This window comes from Variovorax atrisoli 110B, from assembly GCF_000382045.1.
GTDB lineage: Bacteria > Pseudomonadota > Gammaproteobacteria > Burkholderiales > Burkholderiaceae_C > Variovorax > Variovorax atrisoli.
Map to the genome: position 1 here is coordinate 1484475 of NZ_KB907450.1, position 18238 is coordinate 1502712.

Below are 18238 nucleotides of genomic sequence, written 5' to 3' on the forward strand. Positions count from 1 at the left end.
TATCAATAGCGGCGCGGATCGTACGGCCTGCGGTCGTAGCGGTCGGGGATGCCGTCGCGGTCGCTGTCGCTGTCGCGGTTGCGCTCGTAGCGGTCGGGAATGCCGTTGTGGTCGCGGTCCCTGTCGTGGCGGTGGCGATCGTGGCCGCAGCCGGCCGCGAGCGCGGCGACGGCGACCAGAAGAATGAGGTGCTTCAAGCTGGTGTCCCCGTGGGCTTGGGTGTTGTTGTCGGGAAACCGAGTGTGGGCAGGCCCGCTGAAGAATCGCTGAGCCTTCGCTGAAGGCTTCGTGAACGCCCGGCGCCGGGTTGAAAACCAGGCGCGCACCGCCATTTCCTTCAGGTTCCGCCGACTGAAAGAAGAGGTACTCCATGGGCGCGCGCGACGAATTTATCCTCGACTCCTACTCGGCCGCCGTCACCCAGGTGGCACACACCGCGAGCCCCGCGGTCGCCCACATCAAGGTCCGCAAGGCCGCGCAGCGCGGCAACGGTCCTGCAGCCCAGGGCAGCGGCTCGGGCTTCCTGTTCACCCCCGACGGCTTCACGATCACCAACGCCCACGTCGTCGAGGGCGCCGGCGAGCTGCGCGCCGCCTTCGCCGACGGCACCGAGAGCGTGGCGCGCCTGGTCGGCACCGACGCCTCCACCGACATCGCCGTGCTGCGCATCGAGTCGCACCCCAGCGCCTTCCTGCCGCTGGGCAGCTCGGCCGCGCTGCAGCCGGGCCAGCTGGCGGTGGCGGTCGGCAATCCGCTGGGCTTCGACTTCACCGTGACCGCCGGCATCGTGAGTGCGCTGGGCCGCAGCCTGCCCTCGCGCGGCGGCCGGATGATCGAGGACGTGATCCAGACCGACGTGGCGCTCAACCCCGGCAATTCGGGCGGCCCGCTGCTGGACAGCGCCGCGCAGGTCATCGGCGTGAACACGGCGGTGATCCCCTCGGCCCAGGGCCTGAGCTTCGCGGTGGCCATCGACACCGCCCGCTGGGTGGCCGGCGAGCTGATGCGCCACGGCGCCGTGCGGCGCGGCAAGCTCGGCGTGCAGTGCGCGGCGGTGGCCCTGCCGCGGCGCTGGGTGCGCGAGAACGAATGGCCGGTGGCCACCGGCGTGCGGGTGGTCGAAGTGGTGGCCGGCTCGGCCGCCGCGCGCGACGGGCTGCGCAGCGGCGACATCCTCGTCGGCTGCGACGGCGTGCCGCTGGCACAGCTGTCCGACCTGCTCAAGCGGCTGGCGGGCGAAGGCTACGGCAAGCCGCTGCTGCTGAAGCTGCTTCGGCCGGTGGCGGGCACGCTCACGCCCTTCTACCTGACGGTGACGCCCGGAGGCTGAGCCCCCCGGGCCGGCGGAACGACAATAGGCCCCTGCACCGAAGCACCCCCGTCAGGAGAAAAACCTTGTCAACCGTCACCATCACCCCCCAAGTCGCCACCAGCAACGAGGCCCCCTTCGTCCTCTTCGGCGGCGTCAACGTCCTCGAGTCGAAGGACCTCGCCCTGCGCAGTGCCGAGGAATACGTGCGCGTCACGCAGAAGCTGGGCATTCCCTACGTGTTCAAGGGCAGCTTCGACAAGGCCAACCGCTCCTCCATCCACTCGTACCGCGGCCCGGGCCTCGACGAGGGCCTGAAGATCCTGCAGGCCGTGAAGGACAGCTTCGGCGTGCCGGTGCTGACCGACGTGCACGAGATCGCCCAGGCGGCGCCCGTGGCCGAGGTGGTCGACGTGCTCCAGCTGCCCGCCTTCCTGGCGCGGCAGACCGACCTGGTGGTGGCGCTGGCGAAGACCGGCCGGGTCATCAACATCAAGAAGCCCCAGTTCCTGAGCCCCTCGCAGATGCTCAACATCGTCGAGAAGTTCAAGGAGGCCGGCAACGACAAGCTGATCCTGTGCGACCGCGGCACCTGCTTCGGCTACGACAACCTCGTGGTCGACATGCTGGGCTTCGGCGTGATGAAGAAGGTGTCGCAGAACCTGCCCATCATCTTCGACGTGACCCACGCGCTGCAGCAGCGCGAGGCCGGCGCCGCCGCATCGGGCGGCCGCCGCGAGCAGGTGGCCGACTTGGCGCGCGCCGGCATGGCGGTCGGCCTGGCCGGCCTCTTCCTCGAAGCCCACCCCGACCCGGCCCAGGCCAAGTGCGACGGCCCGAGCGCCCTGCCGCTGGACAAGCTGGAACCCTTCCTCACGCAGATCAAGGCCCTGGACGATCTGGTCAAGTCGTTCCCGCCGCTGAAGATCTGAGCCGGGAGCCGGCGGGGAACTCCCAGGAGTTTTCTAAAGTTTTCAATTGAACGGCCGATAACCAGCGATGAAGGGCGACCCGACGGTCGCCCTTCGTCCTCTCATTCCTGGTTTCCGGAGTTCGACCATGTTCCTGAGCAACGTCTCAATCGGCAAGCGCCTGGCCATCGTGCTGGGCATCATCCTGGCGCTCTTCGTCGCCACCAGCGCCGCGGCGGTGTGGAAGCTGCACCAGCTCAGCCGCGAGATAGACGCCATGATCGAGGACAACCTGAAGATCGAGCGCGCCGGTTCCGACTGGCTGCGCTACACCACCGCCGGCGTGCAGCGGGCCGCGGCCATCGCCAAGAGCAGCGACCCCAGCCTCGTCGACTACTTCGCGCCGGCCTCTGCAGCGTCGATCAAGAACACCAACGAGCTGCAGAAGTTCGTCGAGGAGAAGCTGGTCAAGCCCGACGAGCGCGCCCTGCTGGAGAAGATCGCCGGCCTGCGCAAGGCCTACCTGGCCGCGCGCGAGGAAGTGAGCAAGCTCAAGCTCGCGGGCGACCTCGAAGGCGCCACCCGCGTCTTCGATGCGCAGTTCCAGCCCACCTCCGTCAGCTACATCGCCGGCGTGCAGCAGGTGGTGGACATGCAGCGCGAGCAGCTCGACGCCGCCGCCGTGCGTGCCAACGACCTGCGCGCGCAGACCGGCAACCTGCTGATCGTGTGCTCCGCCGTGAGCCTGGTGCTCGGCACCCTGCTGGCCTGGATGCTGGCGCGCAGCATCACGCAGCCGCTGCGCCGTGCAGAAAGCATCGCGCAGGCCATCGCCGAGATGGACCTGACGGGCAAGCCCCAGTCCAGCTACGCGGGCGACGAGACCGGCCACCTGCTGCGCGCCCTCGACCAGATGCGCGGCGCCCTACAGGGCTCGCTCGCGCAGGTTCACGGCGTGGTGGCCAGCGTGTCGACCGCCAGTTCGCAGATCGCCGTGGGCAACCAGGACCTGTCCTCCCGCACCGAAGAGCAGGCCAGCTCGCTGGAACAGACAGCCGCTTCGCTGGAGGAACTGACCTCGACCGTGAAGCAGAACGCCGACAACGCGCGCCAGGCCAACCAGCTGGCCACCTCCGCATCGGAAGTGGCGGCGCGCGGCGGCAGCGTGGTGTTCCAGGTGGTGGAGACAATGGGCTCGATCAATGCCTCTTCGCGCAAGGTGGTGGACATCATCGGCGTGATCGACGGCATCGCTTTCCAGACCAACATCCTCGCGCTCAACGCGGCCGTCGAGGCGGCCCGCGCGGGCGACCAGGGGCGCGGCTTCGCCGTGGTGGCTTCGGAAGTCCGCAGCCTCGCGCAGCGCTCGGCCGCCGCAGCCAAGGAGATCAAGGCGCTGATCGGCGACTCGGTCGAGAAGGTCGAGGAAGGCAGCCGCCAGGTGGCCGACGCGGGCCGCACCATGGAAGAGATCGTGGGCAGCGTGAAGCGCGTGACGGACATCATGGGCGAGATCAGCGCCGCGAGCCAGGAGCAGACCTCGGGCATCGAGCAGATCAACCAGGCCGTCACGCAGATGGACCAGACCACGCAGCAGAACGCGGCGCTGGTCGAGCAGGCCTCGGCGGCAGCCCAGTCGCTGCAGGAACAGGCGGGCAGCCTGTCGCTGATCGTCGGCAAGTTCAGGCTGGAACAGCGGCATGGTGACGCCCATGCTGCCGAGCCGATGCGCATCGGCGCCGGCCGCCAGCAGCTGATCGCGGCCCACTGAAAGGAAAGAAAGCGAAACAGGCGCAAAGACCGGCAAGCGCGGCGCGGCGGAGAAAGAGGCGAAACTAGGCGCTGCCTTTCTCCCGGAGCACCATTTGTCATCCAAAGCCGCCCGCATCGCCCTTTCCGCTTCGGCCGCAGCCATCGGCAGCATCGCCGCGTACTGGGCGCTGCTTGCCGCGCGCCAGGGCGACATCCTCTTCAACGCCCGCAAGCTGCCGGTCGTTCCGCTCTCCGACGACTTCTCGACCTACTCCCACACCGTACCCGGCGGCATGGTGCGCGGCTATGTCTACCACCCGCAGGGCGAGGAAGCGCTGCAGGATCTCTTCATCTACTTCGCGGGCCGCGGCGAAGACGTACGCGCCACCGCGCAGACGCTGCACTGGCTGCCCGAGGGCTTCGGCTTCGCGGCCGTCAACTACCGCGGCGTGGCCGACTCGCAGGGGCACCCTTCGGAGATCGCCTCGGTGCAGGACGCCTGCCAGTTCGCCAGGCACCTGCGCAAGGCTTTCCCGCAGGCCCGCCTGCACGTGGTCGGCCGCAGCCTGGGCACCGGCGTGGCCATCCAGCTCGTCGCACGGCAGGAGTTCACGAGCCTGCAGCTGGTGACGCCCTACGACTCGATGCTGGAAGTGGCGAAGAAGCGCTTTCCGCTCGTGCCGCTGTCGCTGCTGCTGCGGCACCAGTTCAACTCGCTCGAGCACTGCAAGGAGGTCGCGGCCAAGACCCACGTGCTGCTGGCCGAGAGCGACGACGTGGTGCTGCCCGAGCGCTCGCAGAAGCTCATCGCGGCGTGGCCCACGCCGGTCAGCGTGACGACCGTTGCGAAATCGGACCACCACAACATCATGGGCCTCGAGGAGACCTGGCTGCACCTCGTCGACTTCGCGCTGACCTCGGTGCTTCCGGAGCTGAAGGAGGCGTAGCCGGCTCCGGCGCTGCTACCGGTAGTAGCCCGCCATGAAGTCGATGAAGGCGCGCACCGCCGGCTGCACATGCCGCGTGTGCGGATACAGCGCCGCGTAGGTGCGCCGCCCGAGCGTGACCTCGGGCAGCACGCGGACCAGGGCGCCCGACTGCAGGTCGGAGCGCACCGTGTGCCATGTCAGCGCGGCAATGCCGAGCCCGCATTTCGCGGCCGAATACAGCGCGGTGATCGTGTCGCAGGCAAAGCGCGCTTCCGGCCTGAACGTCTGCTGCCGACCATCGGGCATGTGCAGCGTCCAGTGCGCGGGGCTCTCCGGACCGTTGTGGAGCAGGCATTCGTGCTCCGACAGCGCCTGAGGCGTCATGGGCAGGCCGTGGTCCGCCAGGTAGCGTGGCGCCGCGACGAGGACCATGTCCGAAACCGCCAGCGTCCTGGCCATCATCGAGGCATCCTCGAGCTCTGCGCTGATGCGCAGGGCGACGTCGATGCCTTCGGCAACCAGCTTCGTGAATCGATCGGTGCAGACCACCTCCAGCCTGATACCGGCATGGCGAGCCTGGAAGGCCGGGAGCCACTCGGGCAGGTCGAGCGTCGCGATCGCCAGCGGCATGCTCACCTTCAGCGTGCCCGAGGGCGCCTTGCCGTCGGCCGCGACCTCCGCCTGGGCGGCGTCGAGCCTTGAAAGGATGTCGGTGCAGGCGGCGTAGTAGCGGCTGCCCGCCTCCGTCAGCGTGATGCCGCGCGTATCGCGCCGCACCAGCTGTGCGCCCAGCGATATCTCGAGCGCCTGCAGCTGGCGCGAGAGGCTGGAGTGCGTCGTGTCCAGGGACTGCGCGGCCGCCGACAGGCTCTTCGCCTGCGCGATGCGTTGAAAGGCCCGCATCGCTTTCACCTGGTCCATGCGCCGCCTCCCGCGGGTGCTTCAGAGGCTGCGCATTTTCCGTCAGGCGACCGGCAGGGCCAGGATCTGCGCGGTGGTCAGCACGTCGCCGAAGGTGTCCTCGATCTCCGCCAGCGCCGCGCGGTGCAGGCTGTCGTGCGACACGACGTCGCCGTTCTCGCGGCGGACCGCGCGGGTGGCCGTGGCATCGGAAGACACCACCACGTCGAAGCCCTGCGGCCCTGCGTCGCGCGCCGCCCCGGCCACGCAGGCATGGGTCATGAGGCCGGCGATCACGAGCGTCTGCACACCGGAAGAACGCAGCTGCCGCGCGATGTCGGTGCTCGCGAAGACGCTGACGGTCGTCTTCTGCACGACCTTGTCGCGCGGGCGGGGCTGCATGTCGGGATGGAACCTGACGGTACTGCCATCCCTGGCGAAGGTGGCGGCTCCTTCGGGCGCAATGTGCTGGATCTGGAAGACCGGCATCGCGTGCTGGTCGGCCCATGCCAGCAGCCGCCTCGTCTGGGCCGCCGCACTCGCGCCGTCGGCAATGGGCATCCGGCCGGTGAAGTATTCGTTCTGGAAGTCGATCACCAGCAATGCCGTAGCGCTGCGACGCAGCTGTTGCACCGGCTTTGCGCCCGACATGGCGCGGATGGTGGGTGTGGGCAATCCCGTCGCTGCCGCTGCGGCCGAGGAGGTGCCGACAATGCCGGCCGCGTACGGTGCGACGAGCGCGCCCATGAGTCCGCGGCGGGAGAGTCCTGATGAGAAAGACATGCTTGCTGTTCCTGTAGGTCCATCGAAAGTGATGGAGGAAAGTCTAGGAACGGCCCTCCTTCGCGCCTAGGCTCGCGCGGCGACAAGTGTTGTGCGGGCTGCGCACGGCGCCCCTCGACTTTCAGGGCGGCGCTGGCCCTGCAGGCCGCCATCAAGATAATCCGCCTCCATGGACTCCCTCATCGCCGCCTCCGCCCGCGCCCTTGCCGCCGGCGATGCACTCGGCGCCCTCAAGCGGGTCGCCCTGCGCGACGACCCGCCGGCGCTGGCGCTGCGCGGCATCGCGATGGCGCAGCTCGGCGAGCATCCGCGGGCGCGCGAGCTGCTGCGGCGTGCCGCGCGGGGCTTCGGCGCGCATGAGGAGCTCTCTCGCGCGCGCTGCATCGTCGCCGAGGCCGAAGTCGCGCTGGCGATGCGCGATCTCGGCGGATCGACGCGCTCGTTGACGCATGCCGCCGCCGCGCTGGAGGCCCACGACGACCACGCCAACGCGGTGCAGGCCCGGCTGATCGCGGCGCGCCGGCTGCTGCTGCTGGGCCGGCTCGAAGACGCGGAAGAGGCCCTCGCGCATCTCGACACGCGCGGCCTGCCGCCGACGCTGGCGGCCGTTGCCGAACTGGCTGCGGTCGAGCTGTCGCTTCGCTCCCTGCGCATTGTGCCGGCGAAGTCAGCACTGGGCCGTGCGCACGAAGCCGCGGTTCGCGCGCGCGTGCCCGCCCTGCTCGCCGAAGTTACGGAGGCGAAAGCCGCCTTCGACCGCCCCGCCGCCCGGCGGATCGGCTCGGACGGCGAGCAGCCGCTGCGCCTGGACGAGGTCGCCGCCCTTCTCGCCTCCAACACGCTGGTGGTCGATGCCTGCCGCCGCGGCCTCGGCGCCGGCGATGCCTGGCGGCCGCTGGCACGGCGGCCGGTGCTGTTCTCGCTGGCGCGCTCGCTGGCCGAGGCATGGCCGGGCGACGTCGATCGCGAAGCGCTGATCGAGAGCGCCTTCCGCACCCGCCACCCCGACGAGACGCACCGCGCGCGGCTGCGCGTGGAGATCGGCCGGCTGCGCGCGCTCGTCGCCGCGATGGCGGGCATCGAGGCCACGCCGCGCGGGTTCGTGCTCAGGCCGCACGATGGACGCGGCGTGGCCGTGCTGGCGCCGCCCATCGATGGCGATCAGGCCTCGCTGGTGGCGCTGCTGTCCGATGGCGCCGCATGGTCCACCTCGGCGCTCGCGCTCGCACTGGGGGCCAGCCAGCGCACGGTGCAGCGCGCGCTGGTCGAACTGGAGGCGCAGGGCCGGGTGCGTTCCATCGGCAAGGCGCGGTCGCAGAAGTGGCTCGCGCCGCCGCTGGCCGGATTCACGACGATCTTGTTACTCCCCGCCGCGCTGCCCATTGAATAGAGTTGCCTCCAAGCGCCTGTTTCGGGGCGCTTCATACAAGGAGCCGACGATGAGCAGCAAGACAGGCAAGAGCAATCCCACGGTACGCGCCGCCGAGATCGTGCGCGAATACGGCCCGTTCGGCGGTGCCGGCCAGGTCCACGGTGTGACGCACGACGGCCGCCGCGTCTGGGCCGCCACCGGCGCGAAGCTGGTGGCCTTCGACCCTTCCAGCGGCGAAACCAGCCAGACGCTCGACGTCGCCTGCGACGCCGGCACCGCCTTCGACGGCAAGTACCTCTACCAGATCGCCGAATCGCGCATAGACAAGATCGACCCGGCCACCGGCAAGGTGCTGGCGTCGATTCCCGCGCCGGGCAACGGCTATGACTCGGGCCTGACCTGGGCCGAAGGCAGCCTGTGGGTGGGCCAGTACCGCGACCGCAAGATCCACCAGGTCGACCCCGAGACCGGCGCCGTGGTGCGCACCATCGAGTCGAACCGCTTCGTCACCGGCGTGACCTGGGTCGAAGGCGAGCTCTGGCACGGCACCTGGGAAGCGGAAGAAAGCGACATCCGCCGCATCGACCCGCAGACCGGCGCCGTGCTGGAGCGGCTCGAAATGCCGCGCGGCGCGGGCGTGAGCGGGCTGGAGTCCGACGGCGCCGATCTCTTCTACGCAGGCGGCGGCGCGAGCGGCAAGGTCCGCGCGGTGCGCCGGCCCCATTCCAGCCAACGGCAGTAAGCAGTGATCCAGGAGGCCAGCATGAACACCACGACCATCGAGAGACCCGAAACGACGAACCACCGCGTCGTCTCCAGCGAGCAGTGGCTCGCCGAGCGCAAGGCATTCCTGGCGCGCGAGAAGGAGCTCACGCACCTGCGCGACCAGATCGCACGCGAGCGCCGCGCGCTGCCATGGGAGCGCGTGCAGAAGAACTACGTCTTCGACACGCCCGAGGACAGGCGCACGCTGGCCGAACTCTTCAAGGGACGCAGCCAGCTGCTGGTGCAGCACTTCATGCTCGGGCCCGACTGGGAGCAAGGCTGCCAGAGCTGCTCCTTCATGGCCGACCACACCGACGGCATGAACGTGCACCTCGCGCACCGCGACATCACGCTGGTGGCCGTCTCGCGAGCGCCGCTCGCACGCATCATGCAGTTCCGCGAGCGCATGGGCTGGCGCTTCGACTGGGTGTCGTCGAACGGCAGCGACTTCAACCTCGACTTCCACGTCAGCTTCACGCCCGAGGAACTGGCCACCGGCGAGGTCTACTACAACTACGGCAAGCTGCCCTTCCCGCACGACGAGGCGCCCGGCATCAGCGCGTTCTACAGGAACGAAGCCGGCGAGGTGTTCCATACCTACTCGACCTACGGCCGCGGCGTGGAAGTGATGATGGGTGCCTACAACCTGATGGACCTCATGCCCAAGGGCCGCGACGAGCGCGAGGTGCCCTACAAGATGGAATGGGTGCGCCACCACGACCGCTACGAGCAACAGGCTGAAGCCCCCGCGATCGGCGCGTGCTGCTGCGACAAGCGCGCCTGAGACGCGACCGGCGACAGCTTCAAGGCGTGAAGGCGACGCATCATGGCAAGCCTCTGGCCATGGCTCGCGGTCGCGGGCGTCGGCGCACTGCACGGCCTGAACCCGGCCACCGGATGGGCCTTCGCGGCCGCTCTGGGAGCCGCTTCGCGCGGCCGGTCGCGGGTGCTGCGGGCGCTGGTGCCGATCGCCGTCGGGCACGCTGCGTCCGTCGCGCTGGTGGCTGCCGCGGTCCTGTTCGCTCCATCGATGGATCGCATCGTCCTGCAGTGGGCAGCGGGGGCGATGCTCGTCGCCGTTGTCGCGCATCACCTGTGTCGCGGCCGGAAGGCCGCCCATGCCGGGCTCGCACTCTGGTCCTTCATGATGTCCACCGCCCACGGCGCCGGACTGATGCTGGTGCCGGCGCTGATCCCGCTGTGCATGAGCGAAGCGCCGGCGGCCCGGGAGATCACCGCGTCGGGCTCGCTGGCGCTGGCCTTCGCGGCTGTGGCGGTGCACATGGTGGCGATGCTGGCGGTCACCGGTGCGGCAGCAGTCGGGGCGAGCCGCGGCTTCGACGTCGCGGCCGGGCTGCTCAGGCGACGGCCGCGTACGCGGATGCCAGGAGACACGGCGAGCGCCGACGCTAGCGCTTGCGGGAACCGCCGCCCTCGCCCTTTGCAGCAGTGACCAGCGCCGCGCTCTCCACGAAGCCGTGGATCAGCCTCAGCCGCGGCGATGACCGCATCCACAGGATCCCGAAGCGCCGCGTCTCGGAAGGCAGCGGCAATGGGATCTTCACGATGCGCTGCCCGTCGAGCAGCGGCGAGGCGATATCGGGCACGACCGACACGCCCAGGCCCCGGTCGACCATCATCGCGATCGCCAGCAGCGAGCTGAGCTCGAAGCGCTCCTGCGGCACGATGCCGGCAGCCCGCAGGTAGCGGTCGGCCTGCTTGCCGCCGCCGAGGTTGCGGTCGTAGCGGATCAGCGGCGAAGTGCGCAGCAGCTCGTGCGGATCGCGCCGCGCGAGGCGGCTGGGTGCGAGCAGCACCAGCGGCTCCTCGCGCAGCAGCGCCCAGTCGAAGGTCTTGGCGAGGGCGAACGGCGGATACAGGCACACGGCCGCGTCGAGTTCGCCCTGCTGCATCGCCTTGTAGAGCGCGGCGGTGGTGCCCGACTGCAGGAACACCTTGGCGCCCGGATGCGTCGTCACGAAGCGCGCGAGGATGTCCGGCAGCAGGCTGTGCATGGCCGTGTTGATGGTGCCGACGACCAGCTCGCCGCCCGCCGCCTCGCTGCCCACCAGCGCCTTGATGTCGCTCACCTCGCGCAGCAGCGTGCGCGCCCGCTGCACCAGCCGGTGCCCGGCCTCGGTGGGCTGCACTGTGCGCCCGGCGCGCGCGAGCAGCGGCGCGTTGAGCTCGCGCTCCAGCGCGCGGATCTGCTGCGCCACCGCGCCGGGCGTCAGGTCGAGCCGGCGCGCGGCCTCGGACATCGAGCCCGACTCCACCACCAGAAGAAAGCTTTGCAGGTAGGCCGTTTCCATGAAGATAGATTTTCTATGATGTGATCGCAGCGAACAGCTGTTTTTCTCTTCTCATGAACTGCCGACACTGCCCTCATGAGAAGCAAACTCTTCGTTCCCGGCACCCGCGCCGAGCTGTTCGCCAAGGCGCTCGCCGGCGAGGCGGACGCCATCAGCCTCGACCTCGAAGACGCCGTGTCCGAGCCGCGCAAGGACGAGGCGCGCGAGACCGTGCGCAGGTTCCTCGAAGGCGGCGAGGCCGCCTCGTCGCGCAAGACGCTGATCGTGCGCGTCAACGCCATGGACACGCCGCACTTCGACAAAGACATCGCGGCGGTCGCGCGCACCGGTGTGCACCTGATCAACCTGCCCAAGCCTCAGAGCCCCGCGCACGTGCGCACCGCGGCCGACGCCATCGAGCGCGCGGAGCGGGCCAACGGCGTGCAGGCGCCCATCGGCCTGCTGCTGAACATCGAGACGCCCGCCGCCCTGCGCATGGCCGCCGAGCTCGCACTGGCGCATCCGCGCGTGGCAGGCCTGCAGCTGGGGCTGGGCGACCTGTTCGAGCCGCTGGGCATCGCCCGGCGCGAGCCTTCGGCGATCCGCCATGCGATGTTCGCGGTGCGCATCGCGGCCGGCGAGGCGGGCCTGTATGCCTACGACAGCGCCTTCGCCGACATCCGCGACGCCGAGGGCTTCAGAGCCGAGGCCAAGCTGGCACGCGACCTCGGCTTCCTCGGCAAGACCTGCATCCACCCGAGCCAGATCGCCATCGCCAACGACGTGTTCCGCCCGACCGACGAGGAGATCGCCCATGCGCGCAAGGTGGTCGAGGCGGCGCGCGAGGCCGATGCCAGGGGCGTCGGCGCCTACGTGGTCGACGGAAAGATGATCGACATCCCCTTCGTGATCCGCGCGCGCGCCATCGTCGAGAGCGCACGCAGCCTGGGGCTGCTTCCGAGTTGAGCCTGGGGCTGCTTCCAGGCTGAGCCAGGGCCTGCTTGCAGGCCGACCTGCCTTCCATCAATAAAAGAAACCGGAGACAAGAAAATGCATTTCCCATCCTTCCTTCGCCCGCGAGCGCTCGCCGTCGTCGCGATTGCCGCATTCGCCGGCGCCGCGTTCGCCCAGGGCGGCTATCCCAACAAGACCATCACCATCGTCGTGCCCTACCCGGCCGGCGGCTCGAACGACACCTTCGCGCGGCAGGTGGCGAAGGAGCTGGGCGACCAGCTCAAGCAGCCGGTCATCATCGACAACCGCCCCGGTGCGAGCGGCAACACGGGCACGGGCCAGGTGGCCAAGGCAGCGCCCGACGGCTACACGCTGGTGGCGGTGTCCTCGAGCATGACGACCAACGCGGCGGTGCAGTCGAAGCTGCCCTTCGACCCGGTCAAGGGCCTCGCGCCGGTGGCGATGTTCGCCAAGGGGCCGTTCATCGTCGCGGTCAACAACGAGTTCCCGGCCAGGACGCCGGCCGAGCTGATCGCCGCCATCAAGGCGAAGCCGGGCCAGTACAACTACGCCTCTTCCGGCTCGGGCAGCGTCAACCAGTTCGGCACCGAGCTGCTCAAGGCCAAGGTGGGCGACCTGCAGATTGCGCACATCCCGTACAAGGGCATGGGCCCGGCGGTGACCGACCTTGTCGGCAACCAGACGCAGCTGCTGATCTCCAGCGGCCCCTCGCTGCTGCCGATGGTGCGCGCCGGCAAGCTGCGCGCGGTCGGCATCACCAGCCTGAAGCCGAGCCCCATCGCACCCGACCTCACGCCGATCTCCACCGCCGTGCCCGGCTACGAGTTCGAGCTCTGGTGGGGCCTGCTGGCGCCTGCGGGCACGCCGCCGGACGTGGTCGCCAAGCTGAACGGCGCCGTCAACCAGATCCTGGCCAAGCCCGAGATCAGCGCCAGCTTCCTGCGCGAAGGCGCCATCGCCACGCCGCTCACGCCCGCGCAGTTCGGCGCCGTCATTGCCGATGACGTCGAGCGCTGGAAGAAGCTGGCCAAGCAACAGAACATCACCGCCGACTGAACGTCATCGCCGATACAGGCAAGAAAGAGAAAGAGCCCATGAGCATCACCGCCCCCGACGACACGCGCCTGCCCGAACGCCGGGGCCCCGCCGGCCCGCTCAGCGGCCTGCGCGTGCTCGACCTGAGCGCCTACATCGCGGGCCCGTACGGCTGCTCGCTGCTGGCCGACCAGGGTGCGGAGGTCATCAAGATCGAGCCGCCCGCCGGCGACAACCTGCGCAAGTACCCCTCGACGCTGGAAGCCGAGAGCCGCGCCTTCATCGGCGTGAACCGCAGCAAGCTGGGCACTGTGCTCGACCTCAAGAACCCCGAGGACCTGGCTGCGCTGATGGAGCTGGTGCGCGGCGCCGACGTGCTGGTGCACAACTTCAGGCCCAGCGTGCCGCCGCGGCTGGGCATCGCCTACGAGCAGCTGAAGGCGGTGAACCCGCGGCTCATCTACTGCGCGGTCACCGGCTATGGCGAGACCGGTCCGCTGCGCGAGAAGGCCGGCTACGACCAGGTGCTGCAGACCATGACCGGCATGTGCGCGCTGCAGGGCAAGCGCGGCGAGCCGCCCGAGATCATCTACGGCTCGGTGGTCGACTACTACGCCGCGGCGCTGGTGGCCGCGGGCGTCGCCTCGGCGCTGTACGAGCGCGAGAAGAGCGGCGAGGGCCAGTTCGTGGGCGTGTCGCTGCTGCGCTCGGCGCTCACGATGCAGTCGGCGCGCATGGTGTGGGCCGAGGGCGAGCCGAAGGACGTGGGGCGCGACATGCGCTCCGGCGGCATCACCGGCATCCACCCCACGCGCGAGGGGCACATCTACATCTCGGCCAACACGCCGCACTTCTGGCAGGCGCTGTGCGCCAAGGTCGGACTGGCCGAGCTTGCAGCCGACGCGCGCTACGACTCGGTGCGCAAGCGCGCGCAGCACGCGGCCGAGATCGTGCCGAAGCTGCGCGCCGCGCTGGCCGGGCGCACCGCGCTCGAATGGGAAGAGATCTTCGGCGAGGAAGTGCCCTGCTCCGCCGCGCGCACCGTGGAAGACATGTTCGACAACGAGCAGGTGCTGGCCGAGGACATGGTCGCGAACATCCCGCACCCCACGCTGGGTTCGTATCGCGGCTTCACCCGCCCGGTGCGCTTCGGCCGCACGCCCGGGCCCGAGCCCTTCGCGGCGCCGACGCTGGGGCAGCACACGGCCGCCGTGCTGGCCAAGCGACGCGCAGGCGACTGAGCCATGGCCGACGAGATCGCAGTGCCTCACAGCGCCGGCACGCGCAAGCCGCTCATCGCGGCGCCCGAAGGCGCATGCGACGCGCACATCCACGTGTACGACCGCCGTTTTCCGATGCACGGCTCGCCCGACGCGATGCTCGACGACGCCACCGCCGGCGACTACCGCCTGCTGCAGCAGCGCACCGGCACGCAGCGCACGGTGGTCGTGCAGCCTCGTGTGCACGGCACCGACAACAGCGTGACGCTCGATGCCATCCAGGCGCTGGGTGCAGATCGCACGCGCGGCGTGGCGGTGGTGCGTCCCGAGGTTAGCGATGCCGCGCTGAGGCAGCTGCACGAGGGCGGAATCCGGGGCATCCGCTTCACGCTGTACACATCGGCGAACGCGGCGACGGACTTCTCGATGGTCGAGCCGCTGGCCCGTCGCGTTCACGAACTCGGCTGGCATGTGCAATTGCACTGGAGCGCCGACCAGATCGCCGCGCACTCGGCGCTGCTCGATCGCCTGCCCTGCACGATGGTGTTCGACCATCTGGCGCGGCTGCCGCAGCCCGACGGACCATCGCACCCCGCGTACCGCGTGGTGAGCCGGCTGCTCGACAAAGGCCGCACCTGGATCAAGCTTTCGGGCGCGTATCTCGACTCCGCGGCCGGCGCCGAAGGCGGCTACGCAGACACCGTCGACGTCGCCCGGGCCTGGGCGACGCAGGCGCCCGAGCGGGTCGTGTGGGGCAGCGACTGGCCGCACCCCACCGAACGCACGGCCAAGCCCGACGACGCGCAGCTCTTCGACCTGCTGGGCCGATGGGTGCCCGACGAGGCCGCGCGTCGCCGCGTACTGGTCGACAACCCCGCGCAGCTCTACGACTTTCAATGACCCGCAAGACCCGAGACATCGAGATGAAGAAGCGACTCCTCCTGAAATCCATCGCCACGCTCACCGCCTGCGCCGTTCCCCTGCTGGGCTGGGCCGCCTGGCCCGACAAGCCGATCCGCATGGTGGTGCCCTACGCGGCAGGCGGCGGCGCCGACAACACGGCGCGCATCGTCGCGCAGCAGATGAGTGCCGCGCTGGGCCAGCAGATCGTGATCGACAACAAGCCGGGCGCCGGCGGCGTGATCGGTGCCGACAACGTCGCCAAGGCAGCGGCCGACGGCTACACCGTGCTCTACGACGCATCGGCGTTCTCGGTGAACCCATCGCTGCGCAAGCTGCCGTTCGATGCGGCGAAGGACTTCATCCCGGTGTCGCTGGTGGCCACGGCGCCGCAGATCCTCGTGGTGCCCGCGACCGCCCCTTACAAGACCGTGCCGGAGTTCATCGACTACGCACGCAAGAACCCGGGCAGGCTGAGCTTCGCGTCGGCGGGCGGCGGAACCGGCTCGCACCTGGCGGGCGAGGCACTGAACGAGCAGGCGAAGATCAACCTCATGCATGTGCCCTACAAGGGCGGCGCACCGGCGCTGACCGACGTGATGGGCGAGCAGGTGTCGGCCTACTTCGGCAACGTGGCCTCGACGCTGAGCTATGTGAAGAGCGGCAAGCTGCGCGCGCTGGGCGTGAGCTCCGGCAAGCGCGTGCCCGGGCTGCCCGATGTGCCGACGCTCGCCGAGTCGGGCCTGCCGGGCTACAACGTGGTCGAGTGGAACGGCGTGTTCCTGCCCAAGGGCACGCCGGCCGATATCGTGCAGAAGCTGGGCAAGGCGGTGCAGGCCGCGGTCAACGATCCTGCCGTTCGGCAGAAGCTGCTGCAACTGGGCCTGGAGCCGGCCGGAACCACGCCGGAGGCTTTCGCGAAATTCGTGAAGGACGAAACCGGAAGGGTGAGCGCGCTGGTCCGCTCGCGCAACATCCGGGTCGATTGACCCTCGCATCTGGCGAGCTGTGAAACGTAGTGTGCGGCCTGCGCCCCGCAGATACAGAGGCATACGCAATCCGCTCCACGCACGGGCGGCCCGGCGAAGAATCGGCTTCGTTCATAGACGAACGTCCGTCACTCTTCCGAAGGAACCGCCATGCGCTTTCGCTCTTCCGCCCTCTACTTCGCAGTCGCCATCGCCGCCTCGGCGGCCGCGCTCACGCTGACCTTCGCCGCGCCCTCGCCGTTCGGCGGTGACATCCCTGCTTCGGAAGCCGTCGCGGCGCCCGAATTCCAGAACATCGACACCTGGCTCAACTCGCAGCCGCTCAAGCTGAGCGAACTGCGCGGCAAGGTGGTGCTGGTCGACTTCTGGACCTACACCTGCATCAACTGCCTGAACCACCTTCCCTACGTGAAGGACTGGAACCAGAAGTACAAGGACAAGGGCCTGGTGGTGGTCGGCGTGCACACGCCGGAGTTCGCGTTCGAGAAGTCGACGAAGAACGTGAAGGACGCCATCGAACGCCTGCAGATCAAGCACGCCGTGGCGCAGGACAACGGCTACGGCACCTGGAAGGCATTCCGGAACCAGTACTGGCCCGCCGTGTACCTGATCGACAAGCAGGGGAAGATCGTCTACTCGCACTTCGGCGAGGGCAGCTACGGCACGACCGAGAAGAAGATCCAGGCGCTGCTGGCCGAGCCTGCGCCTTCGGGTACCTGAAGCGGTTGTCGCCCAGGGCGCGATCACGCCGACGGGGTACCTTGCTCCACGAATGTCCCCCCGCCTTCGGCCTCCTCCTGTACTTCGCTGCGCAAGGCAACCCATCGTCGTGATCGATGAGCGCAGCGTCCGTGCCCCGGACACGAACACCCACGAACCGCAGGAAGCAAAACAAATGAAGAAACTCTGGCTCGCCCTGCTCTTCTTCGCAGGCGGCGTCGCACATGAAGTACGCAACCCCGTGAGCTGCCAGTGCATCTCGTCCAGGCGCGAAGACGGCCAGCGCCTGCGCTCGCCCGAACCGTAGAAGCGAGGCTGCTACAGCGCTACTTCGCCGGATGATCGCGGCGGTAGAGCTCCCATTCCTCGATCTGCCGACCATCCGGAAGCTGGCAGATGCCGTACTGCCCCTTGTCGTTCGACCGCATGAGCGTCTTGCCCCCGAGGCTGTTGCAGTAGACCGAAGCCGGATTCGCCATGCCGACCGGCGGCGGCGCGGGCCGGGGCGGCTCGGGCTGGGCACACGCAGCGACCAGTAGAAGCGAGAGAAGCGCGCCCGCCGGGAAGAACAGTGGCTTGATCATTCCGCGAGTGTAGGCCCGCGGCCCCAGGCTCAATCCAGCGCCTCGACGGCCGACGAGAAGACGTAGCCCTCGCTGCGCACCGTCTTGATGTAGCGCGGCTCGCGCGCATCGTCGCGCAGGCGCTGGCGCAGGCGGCTCACCAGCAGGTCGATGGAGCGCTCGAAGAGCTCGGCCTCGCGGCCCTGGGTGAGGCTCAGCAGCTGGTCGCGGCTCAGCACCTTCTGGGGATGGTCGAGGAACACCATCAGCAGCCGGTACTCCGCGCCGCTGAGCGCCACCATCACGCCGCTGTCGTCGATCAGGTTGCGCGCGGTGGTGTCGACCTGCCAGTCGCCGAAGGCCAGCTTCGAGGCCGACTCCGTGGAGCGCATGTTCGGCGGCAGCATGCGCGTGCGGCGCAGCACCGAGCGGATGCGCGCCAGCAGCTCGCGTGCGGAGAAGGGCTTGGCCAGGTAGTCGTCGGCGCCCATCTCCAGGCCCAGGATGCGGTCCGCCTCCTCGCTGCGCGCGGTGAGCATGAGGATGGGCGTCGCCTTGTATTTTCCAGTGCGCAGGTCGCGGCACAGCGTGAGTCCGTCTTCGCCGGGCAGCATCAGGTCGAGGATGATGAGATCGAAGGGCCCCGACTCCTCCAGCGCCGCGCGCATGTGCCGCCCCGTGGGCACCGTCACCACGCGCAGGCCGTTCTTGACCAGGTAGGTGGAGAGCAGTTCGCGGATCTCCCGGTCGTCGTCGACGATGAGGATGTGGTCGGAGCTCTTGGCAATGTTCATGGCTGTGCTGTGATTCGCCTGTGGCGCGAG

The 18238-nt window shown here is 69.2% G+C and carries 21 protein-coding genes; 15 read left to right on the forward strand and 6 right to left on the reverse strand.

Features of this window, described 5'->3' with window-relative positions; translation table 11 throughout:
* Positions 1–2 precede the first annotated feature (2 nt).
* Entirely contained in the window at positions 3–197 is a 195-nt protein-coding gene (locus G369_RS0107045; protein ID WP_019653283.1) for a hypothetical protein, read from the reverse strand.
* Positions 198–370: 173 nt separating this feature from the next.
* Here G369_RS0107045 and G369_RS0107050 point away from each other — a divergent pair, with 173 nt between their 5' ends.
* From G369_RS0107050 to G369_RS0107065, 4 genes are all read left to right on the forward strand, one after another.
* Positions 371–1330, forward strand: coding sequence for a S1C family serine protease (locus G369_RS0107050; protein ID WP_019653284.1), 960 nt, complete (start codon positions 371–373; stop codon positions 1328–1330).
* Positions 1331–1395: 65 nt separating this feature from the next.
* A complete protein-coding gene (kdsA, locus tag G369_RS0107055) occupies positions 1396–2241 on the forward strand; it encodes a 3-deoxy-8-phosphooctulonate synthase (RefSeq protein ID WP_019653285.1) in 846 nt (281 codons plus the stop codon).
* Positions 2242–2368: 127 nt separating this feature from the next.
* Entirely contained in the window at positions 2369–3991 is a 1623-nt protein-coding gene (locus G369_RS0107060) for a methyl-accepting chemotaxis protein (protein ID WP_019653286.1), read from the forward strand.
* 94 nt (positions 3992–4085) lie between these two features.
* Positions 4086–4919 (forward strand): alpha/beta hydrolase, encoded by an 834-nt coding sequence (locus tag G369_RS0107065; protein WP_019653287.1) that lies wholly within the window; start codon positions 4086–4088, stop codon positions 4917–4919.
* A gap of 15 nt (positions 4920–4934) precedes the next feature.
* Here G369_RS0107065 and G369_RS0107070 read toward each other — a convergent pair whose 3' ends face one another.
* Both G369_RS0107070 and G369_RS0107075 read right to left on the reverse strand, forming a co-directional pair.
* Positions 4935–5822 carry a LysR family transcriptional regulator gene (locus G369_RS0107070; RefSeq protein WP_019653288.1) on the reverse strand — a complete coding sequence of 296 codons (888 nt, stop codon included), beginning with the start codon at positions 5820–5822 and terminating at the stop codon, positions 4935–4937.
* Positions 5823–5864: 42 nt separating this feature from the next.
* Entirely contained in the window at positions 5865–6548 is a 684-nt protein-coding gene (locus G369_RS0107075; protein WP_019653289.1) for an isochorismatase family protein, read from the reverse strand.
* A 205-nt stretch (positions 6549–6753) separates the two neighbouring features.
* Here G369_RS0107075 and G369_RS0107080 point away from each other — a divergent pair, with 205 nt between their 5' ends.
* From G369_RS0107080 to G369_RS0107095, 4 genes are read left to right on the forward strand one after another with little or no spacing between them, the layout of a single operon-like run.
* Entirely contained in the window at positions 6754–7974 is a 1221-nt protein-coding gene (locus G369_RS0107080) for a hypothetical protein (protein ID WP_019653290.1), read from the forward strand.
* Positions 7975–8023: 49 nt separating this feature from the next.
* Positions 8024–8698: a Vgb family protein gene (locus G369_RS0107085; RefSeq protein ID WP_019653291.1), complete on the forward strand. Its 675-nt coding sequence runs from the start codon at positions 8024–8026 to the stop codon at positions 8696–8698.
* Between the two features lie 21 nt (positions 8699–8719).
* Positions 8720–9505: a DUF899 domain-containing protein gene (locus G369_RS0107090; protein ID WP_038113825.1), complete on the forward strand. Its 786-nt coding sequence runs from the start codon at positions 8720–8722 to the stop codon at positions 9503–9505.
* A 42-nt stretch (positions 9506–9547) separates the two neighbouring features.
* Entirely contained in the window at positions 9548–10174 is a 627-nt protein-coding gene (locus G369_RS0107095) for a hypothetical protein (protein WP_019653293.1), read from the forward strand.
* Here the strand turns inward: G369_RS0107095 and G369_RS0107100 are convergent.
* Positions 10131–11033 carry a LysR family transcriptional regulator gene (locus G369_RS0107100; protein ID WP_019653294.1) on the reverse strand — a complete coding sequence of 301 codons (903 nt, stop codon included), beginning with the start codon at positions 11031–11033 and terminating at the stop codon, positions 10131–10133. The two genes, G369_RS0107095 and G369_RS0107100, sit on opposite strands and share 44 nt — an antisense overlap.
* Before the next feature lie 75 nt (positions 11034–11108).
* Here G369_RS0107100 and G369_RS0107105 point away from each other — a divergent pair, with 75 nt between their 5' ends.
* From G369_RS0107105 to G369_RS39700, 7 genes are all read left to right on the forward strand, one after another.
* Entirely contained in the window at positions 11109–11978 is an 870-nt protein-coding gene (locus G369_RS0107105) for an HpcH/HpaI aldolase/citrate lyase family protein (protein WP_019653295.1), read from the forward strand.
* Between the two features lie 84 nt (positions 11979–12062).
* The gene (locus G369_RS0107110) at positions 12063–13043 is read left to right on the forward strand and encodes a tripartite tricarboxylate transporter substrate binding protein (RefSeq protein WP_019653296.1); all 981 of its coding nucleotides are present in this window, start codon (positions 12063–12065) and stop codon (positions 13041–13043) included.
* A 38-nt stretch (positions 13044–13081) separates the two neighbouring features.
* On the forward strand, positions 13082–14263 hold the full coding sequence (locus tag G369_RS0107115; RefSeq protein WP_019653297.1) for a CoA transferase: 1182 nt from the start codon (positions 13082–13084) through the stop codon (positions 14261–14263).
* A gap of 3 nt (positions 14264–14266) precedes the next feature.
* On the forward strand, positions 14267–15142 hold the full coding sequence (locus tag G369_RS0107120) for an amidohydrolase family protein (protein ID WP_019653298.1): 876 nt from the start codon (positions 14267–14269) through the stop codon (positions 15140–15142).
* 23 nt (positions 15143–15165) lie between these two features.
* Entirely contained in the window at positions 15166–16131 is a 966-nt protein-coding gene (locus tag G369_RS0107125; protein WP_026346252.1) for a Bug family tripartite tricarboxylate transporter substrate binding protein, read from the forward strand.
* A 150-nt stretch (positions 16132–16281) separates the two neighbouring features.
* Complete coding sequence (locus tag G369_RS0107130) at positions 16282–16851, forward strand: thioredoxin family protein (protein ID WP_019653300.1); 570 nt, start codon at positions 16282–16284, stop codon at positions 16849–16851.
* Positions 16852–17026: 175 nt separating this feature from the next.
* A complete protein-coding gene (locus G369_RS39700) occupies positions 17027–17158 on the forward strand; it encodes a hypothetical protein (RefSeq protein ID WP_020722977.1) in 132 nt (43 codons plus the stop codon).
* A 19-nt stretch (positions 17159–17177) separates the two neighbouring features.
* Here G369_RS39700 and G369_RS0107140 read toward each other — a convergent pair whose 3' ends face one another.
* Positions 17178–17435, reverse strand: a complete 258-nt coding sequence (locus G369_RS0107140) for a putative hemolysin (protein ID WP_019653302.1) — start codon at positions 17433–17435, stop codon at positions 17178–17180.
* A 29-nt stretch (positions 17436–17464) separates the two neighbouring features.
* Complete coding sequence (locus G369_RS0107145; protein WP_019653303.1) at positions 17465–18208, reverse strand: response regulator; 744 nt, start codon at positions 18206–18208, stop codon at positions 17465–17467.
* Positions 18209–18238: the final 30 nt, after the last annotated feature.

Excerpts from the sequence above, each read along its gene's own strand:
- G369_RS0107145 (WP_019653303.1), bottom strand. The coding sequence starts at position 18,208 with ATGAACATTGCCAAGAGCTCCGACCACATCCTCATCGTCGACGACGAC.
- G369_RS0107140 (WP_019653302.1), bottom strand. The coding sequence starts at position 17,435 with ATGATCAAGCCACTGTTCTTCCCGGCGGGCGCGCTTCTCTCGCTTCTA.
- G369_RS0107130 (WP_019653300.1), top strand. The coding sequence starts at position 16,282 with ATGCGCTTTCGCTCTTCCGCCCTCTACTTCGCAGTCGCCATCGCCGCC.
- G369_RS0107060 (WP_019653286.1), top strand. The coding sequence starts at position 2,369 with ATGTTCCTGAGCAACGTCTCAATCGGCAAGCGCCTGGCCATCGTGCTG.
- G369_RS0107120 (WP_019653298.1), top strand. The coding sequence starts at position 14,267 with ATGGCCGACGAGATCGCAGTGCCTCACAGCGCCGGCACGCGCAAGCCG.
- G369_RS0107100 (WP_019653294.1), bottom strand. The coding sequence starts at position 11,033 with ATGGAAACGGCCTACCTGCAAAGCTTTCTTCTGGTGGTGGAGTCGGGC.
- G369_RS0107095 (WP_019653293.1), top strand. The coding sequence starts at position 9,548 with ATGGCAAGCCTCTGGCCATGGCTCGCGGTCGCGGGCGTCGGCGCACTG.
- G369_RS39700 (WP_020722977.1), top strand. The coding sequence starts at position 17,027 with ATGAAGAAACTCTGGCTCGCCCTGCTCTTCTTCGCAGGCGGCGTCGCA.
- G369_RS0107070 (WP_019653288.1), bottom strand. The coding sequence starts at position 5,822 with ATGGACCAGGTGAAAGCGATGCGGGCCTTTCAACGCATCGCGCAGGCG.
- G369_RS0107080 (WP_019653290.1), top strand. The coding sequence starts at position 6,754 with ATGGACTCCCTCATCGCCGCCTCCGCCCGCGCCCTTGCCGCCGGCGAT.
- G369_RS0107110 (WP_019653296.1), top strand. The coding sequence starts at position 12,063 with ATGCATTTCCCATCCTTCCTTCGCCCGCGAGCGCTCGCCGTCGTCGCG.
- G369_RS0107075 (WP_019653289.1), bottom strand. The coding sequence starts at position 6,548 with ATGGGCGCGCTCGTCGCACCGTACGCGGCCGGCATTGTCGGCACCTCC.
- G369_RS0107125 (WP_026346252.1), top strand. The coding sequence starts at position 15,166 with ATGAAGAAGCGACTCCTCCTGAAATCCATCGCCACGCTCACCGCCTGC.
- G369_RS0107090 (WP_038113825.1), top strand. The coding sequence starts at position 8,720 with ATGAACACCACGACCATCGAGAGACCCGAAACGACGAACCACCGCGTC.
- G369_RS0107105 (WP_019653295.1), top strand. The coding sequence starts at position 11,109 with ATGAGAAGCAAACTCTTCGTTCCCGGCACCCGCGCCGAGCTGTTCGCC.
- G369_RS0107115 (WP_019653297.1), top strand. The coding sequence starts at position 13,082 with ATGAGCATCACCGCCCCCGACGACACGCGCCTGCCCGAACGCCGGGGC.
- G369_RS0107050 (WP_019653284.1), top strand. The coding sequence starts at position 371 with ATGGGCGCGCGCGACGAATTTATCCTCGACTCCTACTCGGCCGCCGTC.
- G369_RS0107085 (WP_019653291.1), top strand. The coding sequence starts at position 8,024 with ATGAGCAGCAAGACAGGCAAGAGCAATCCCACGGTACGCGCCGCCGAG.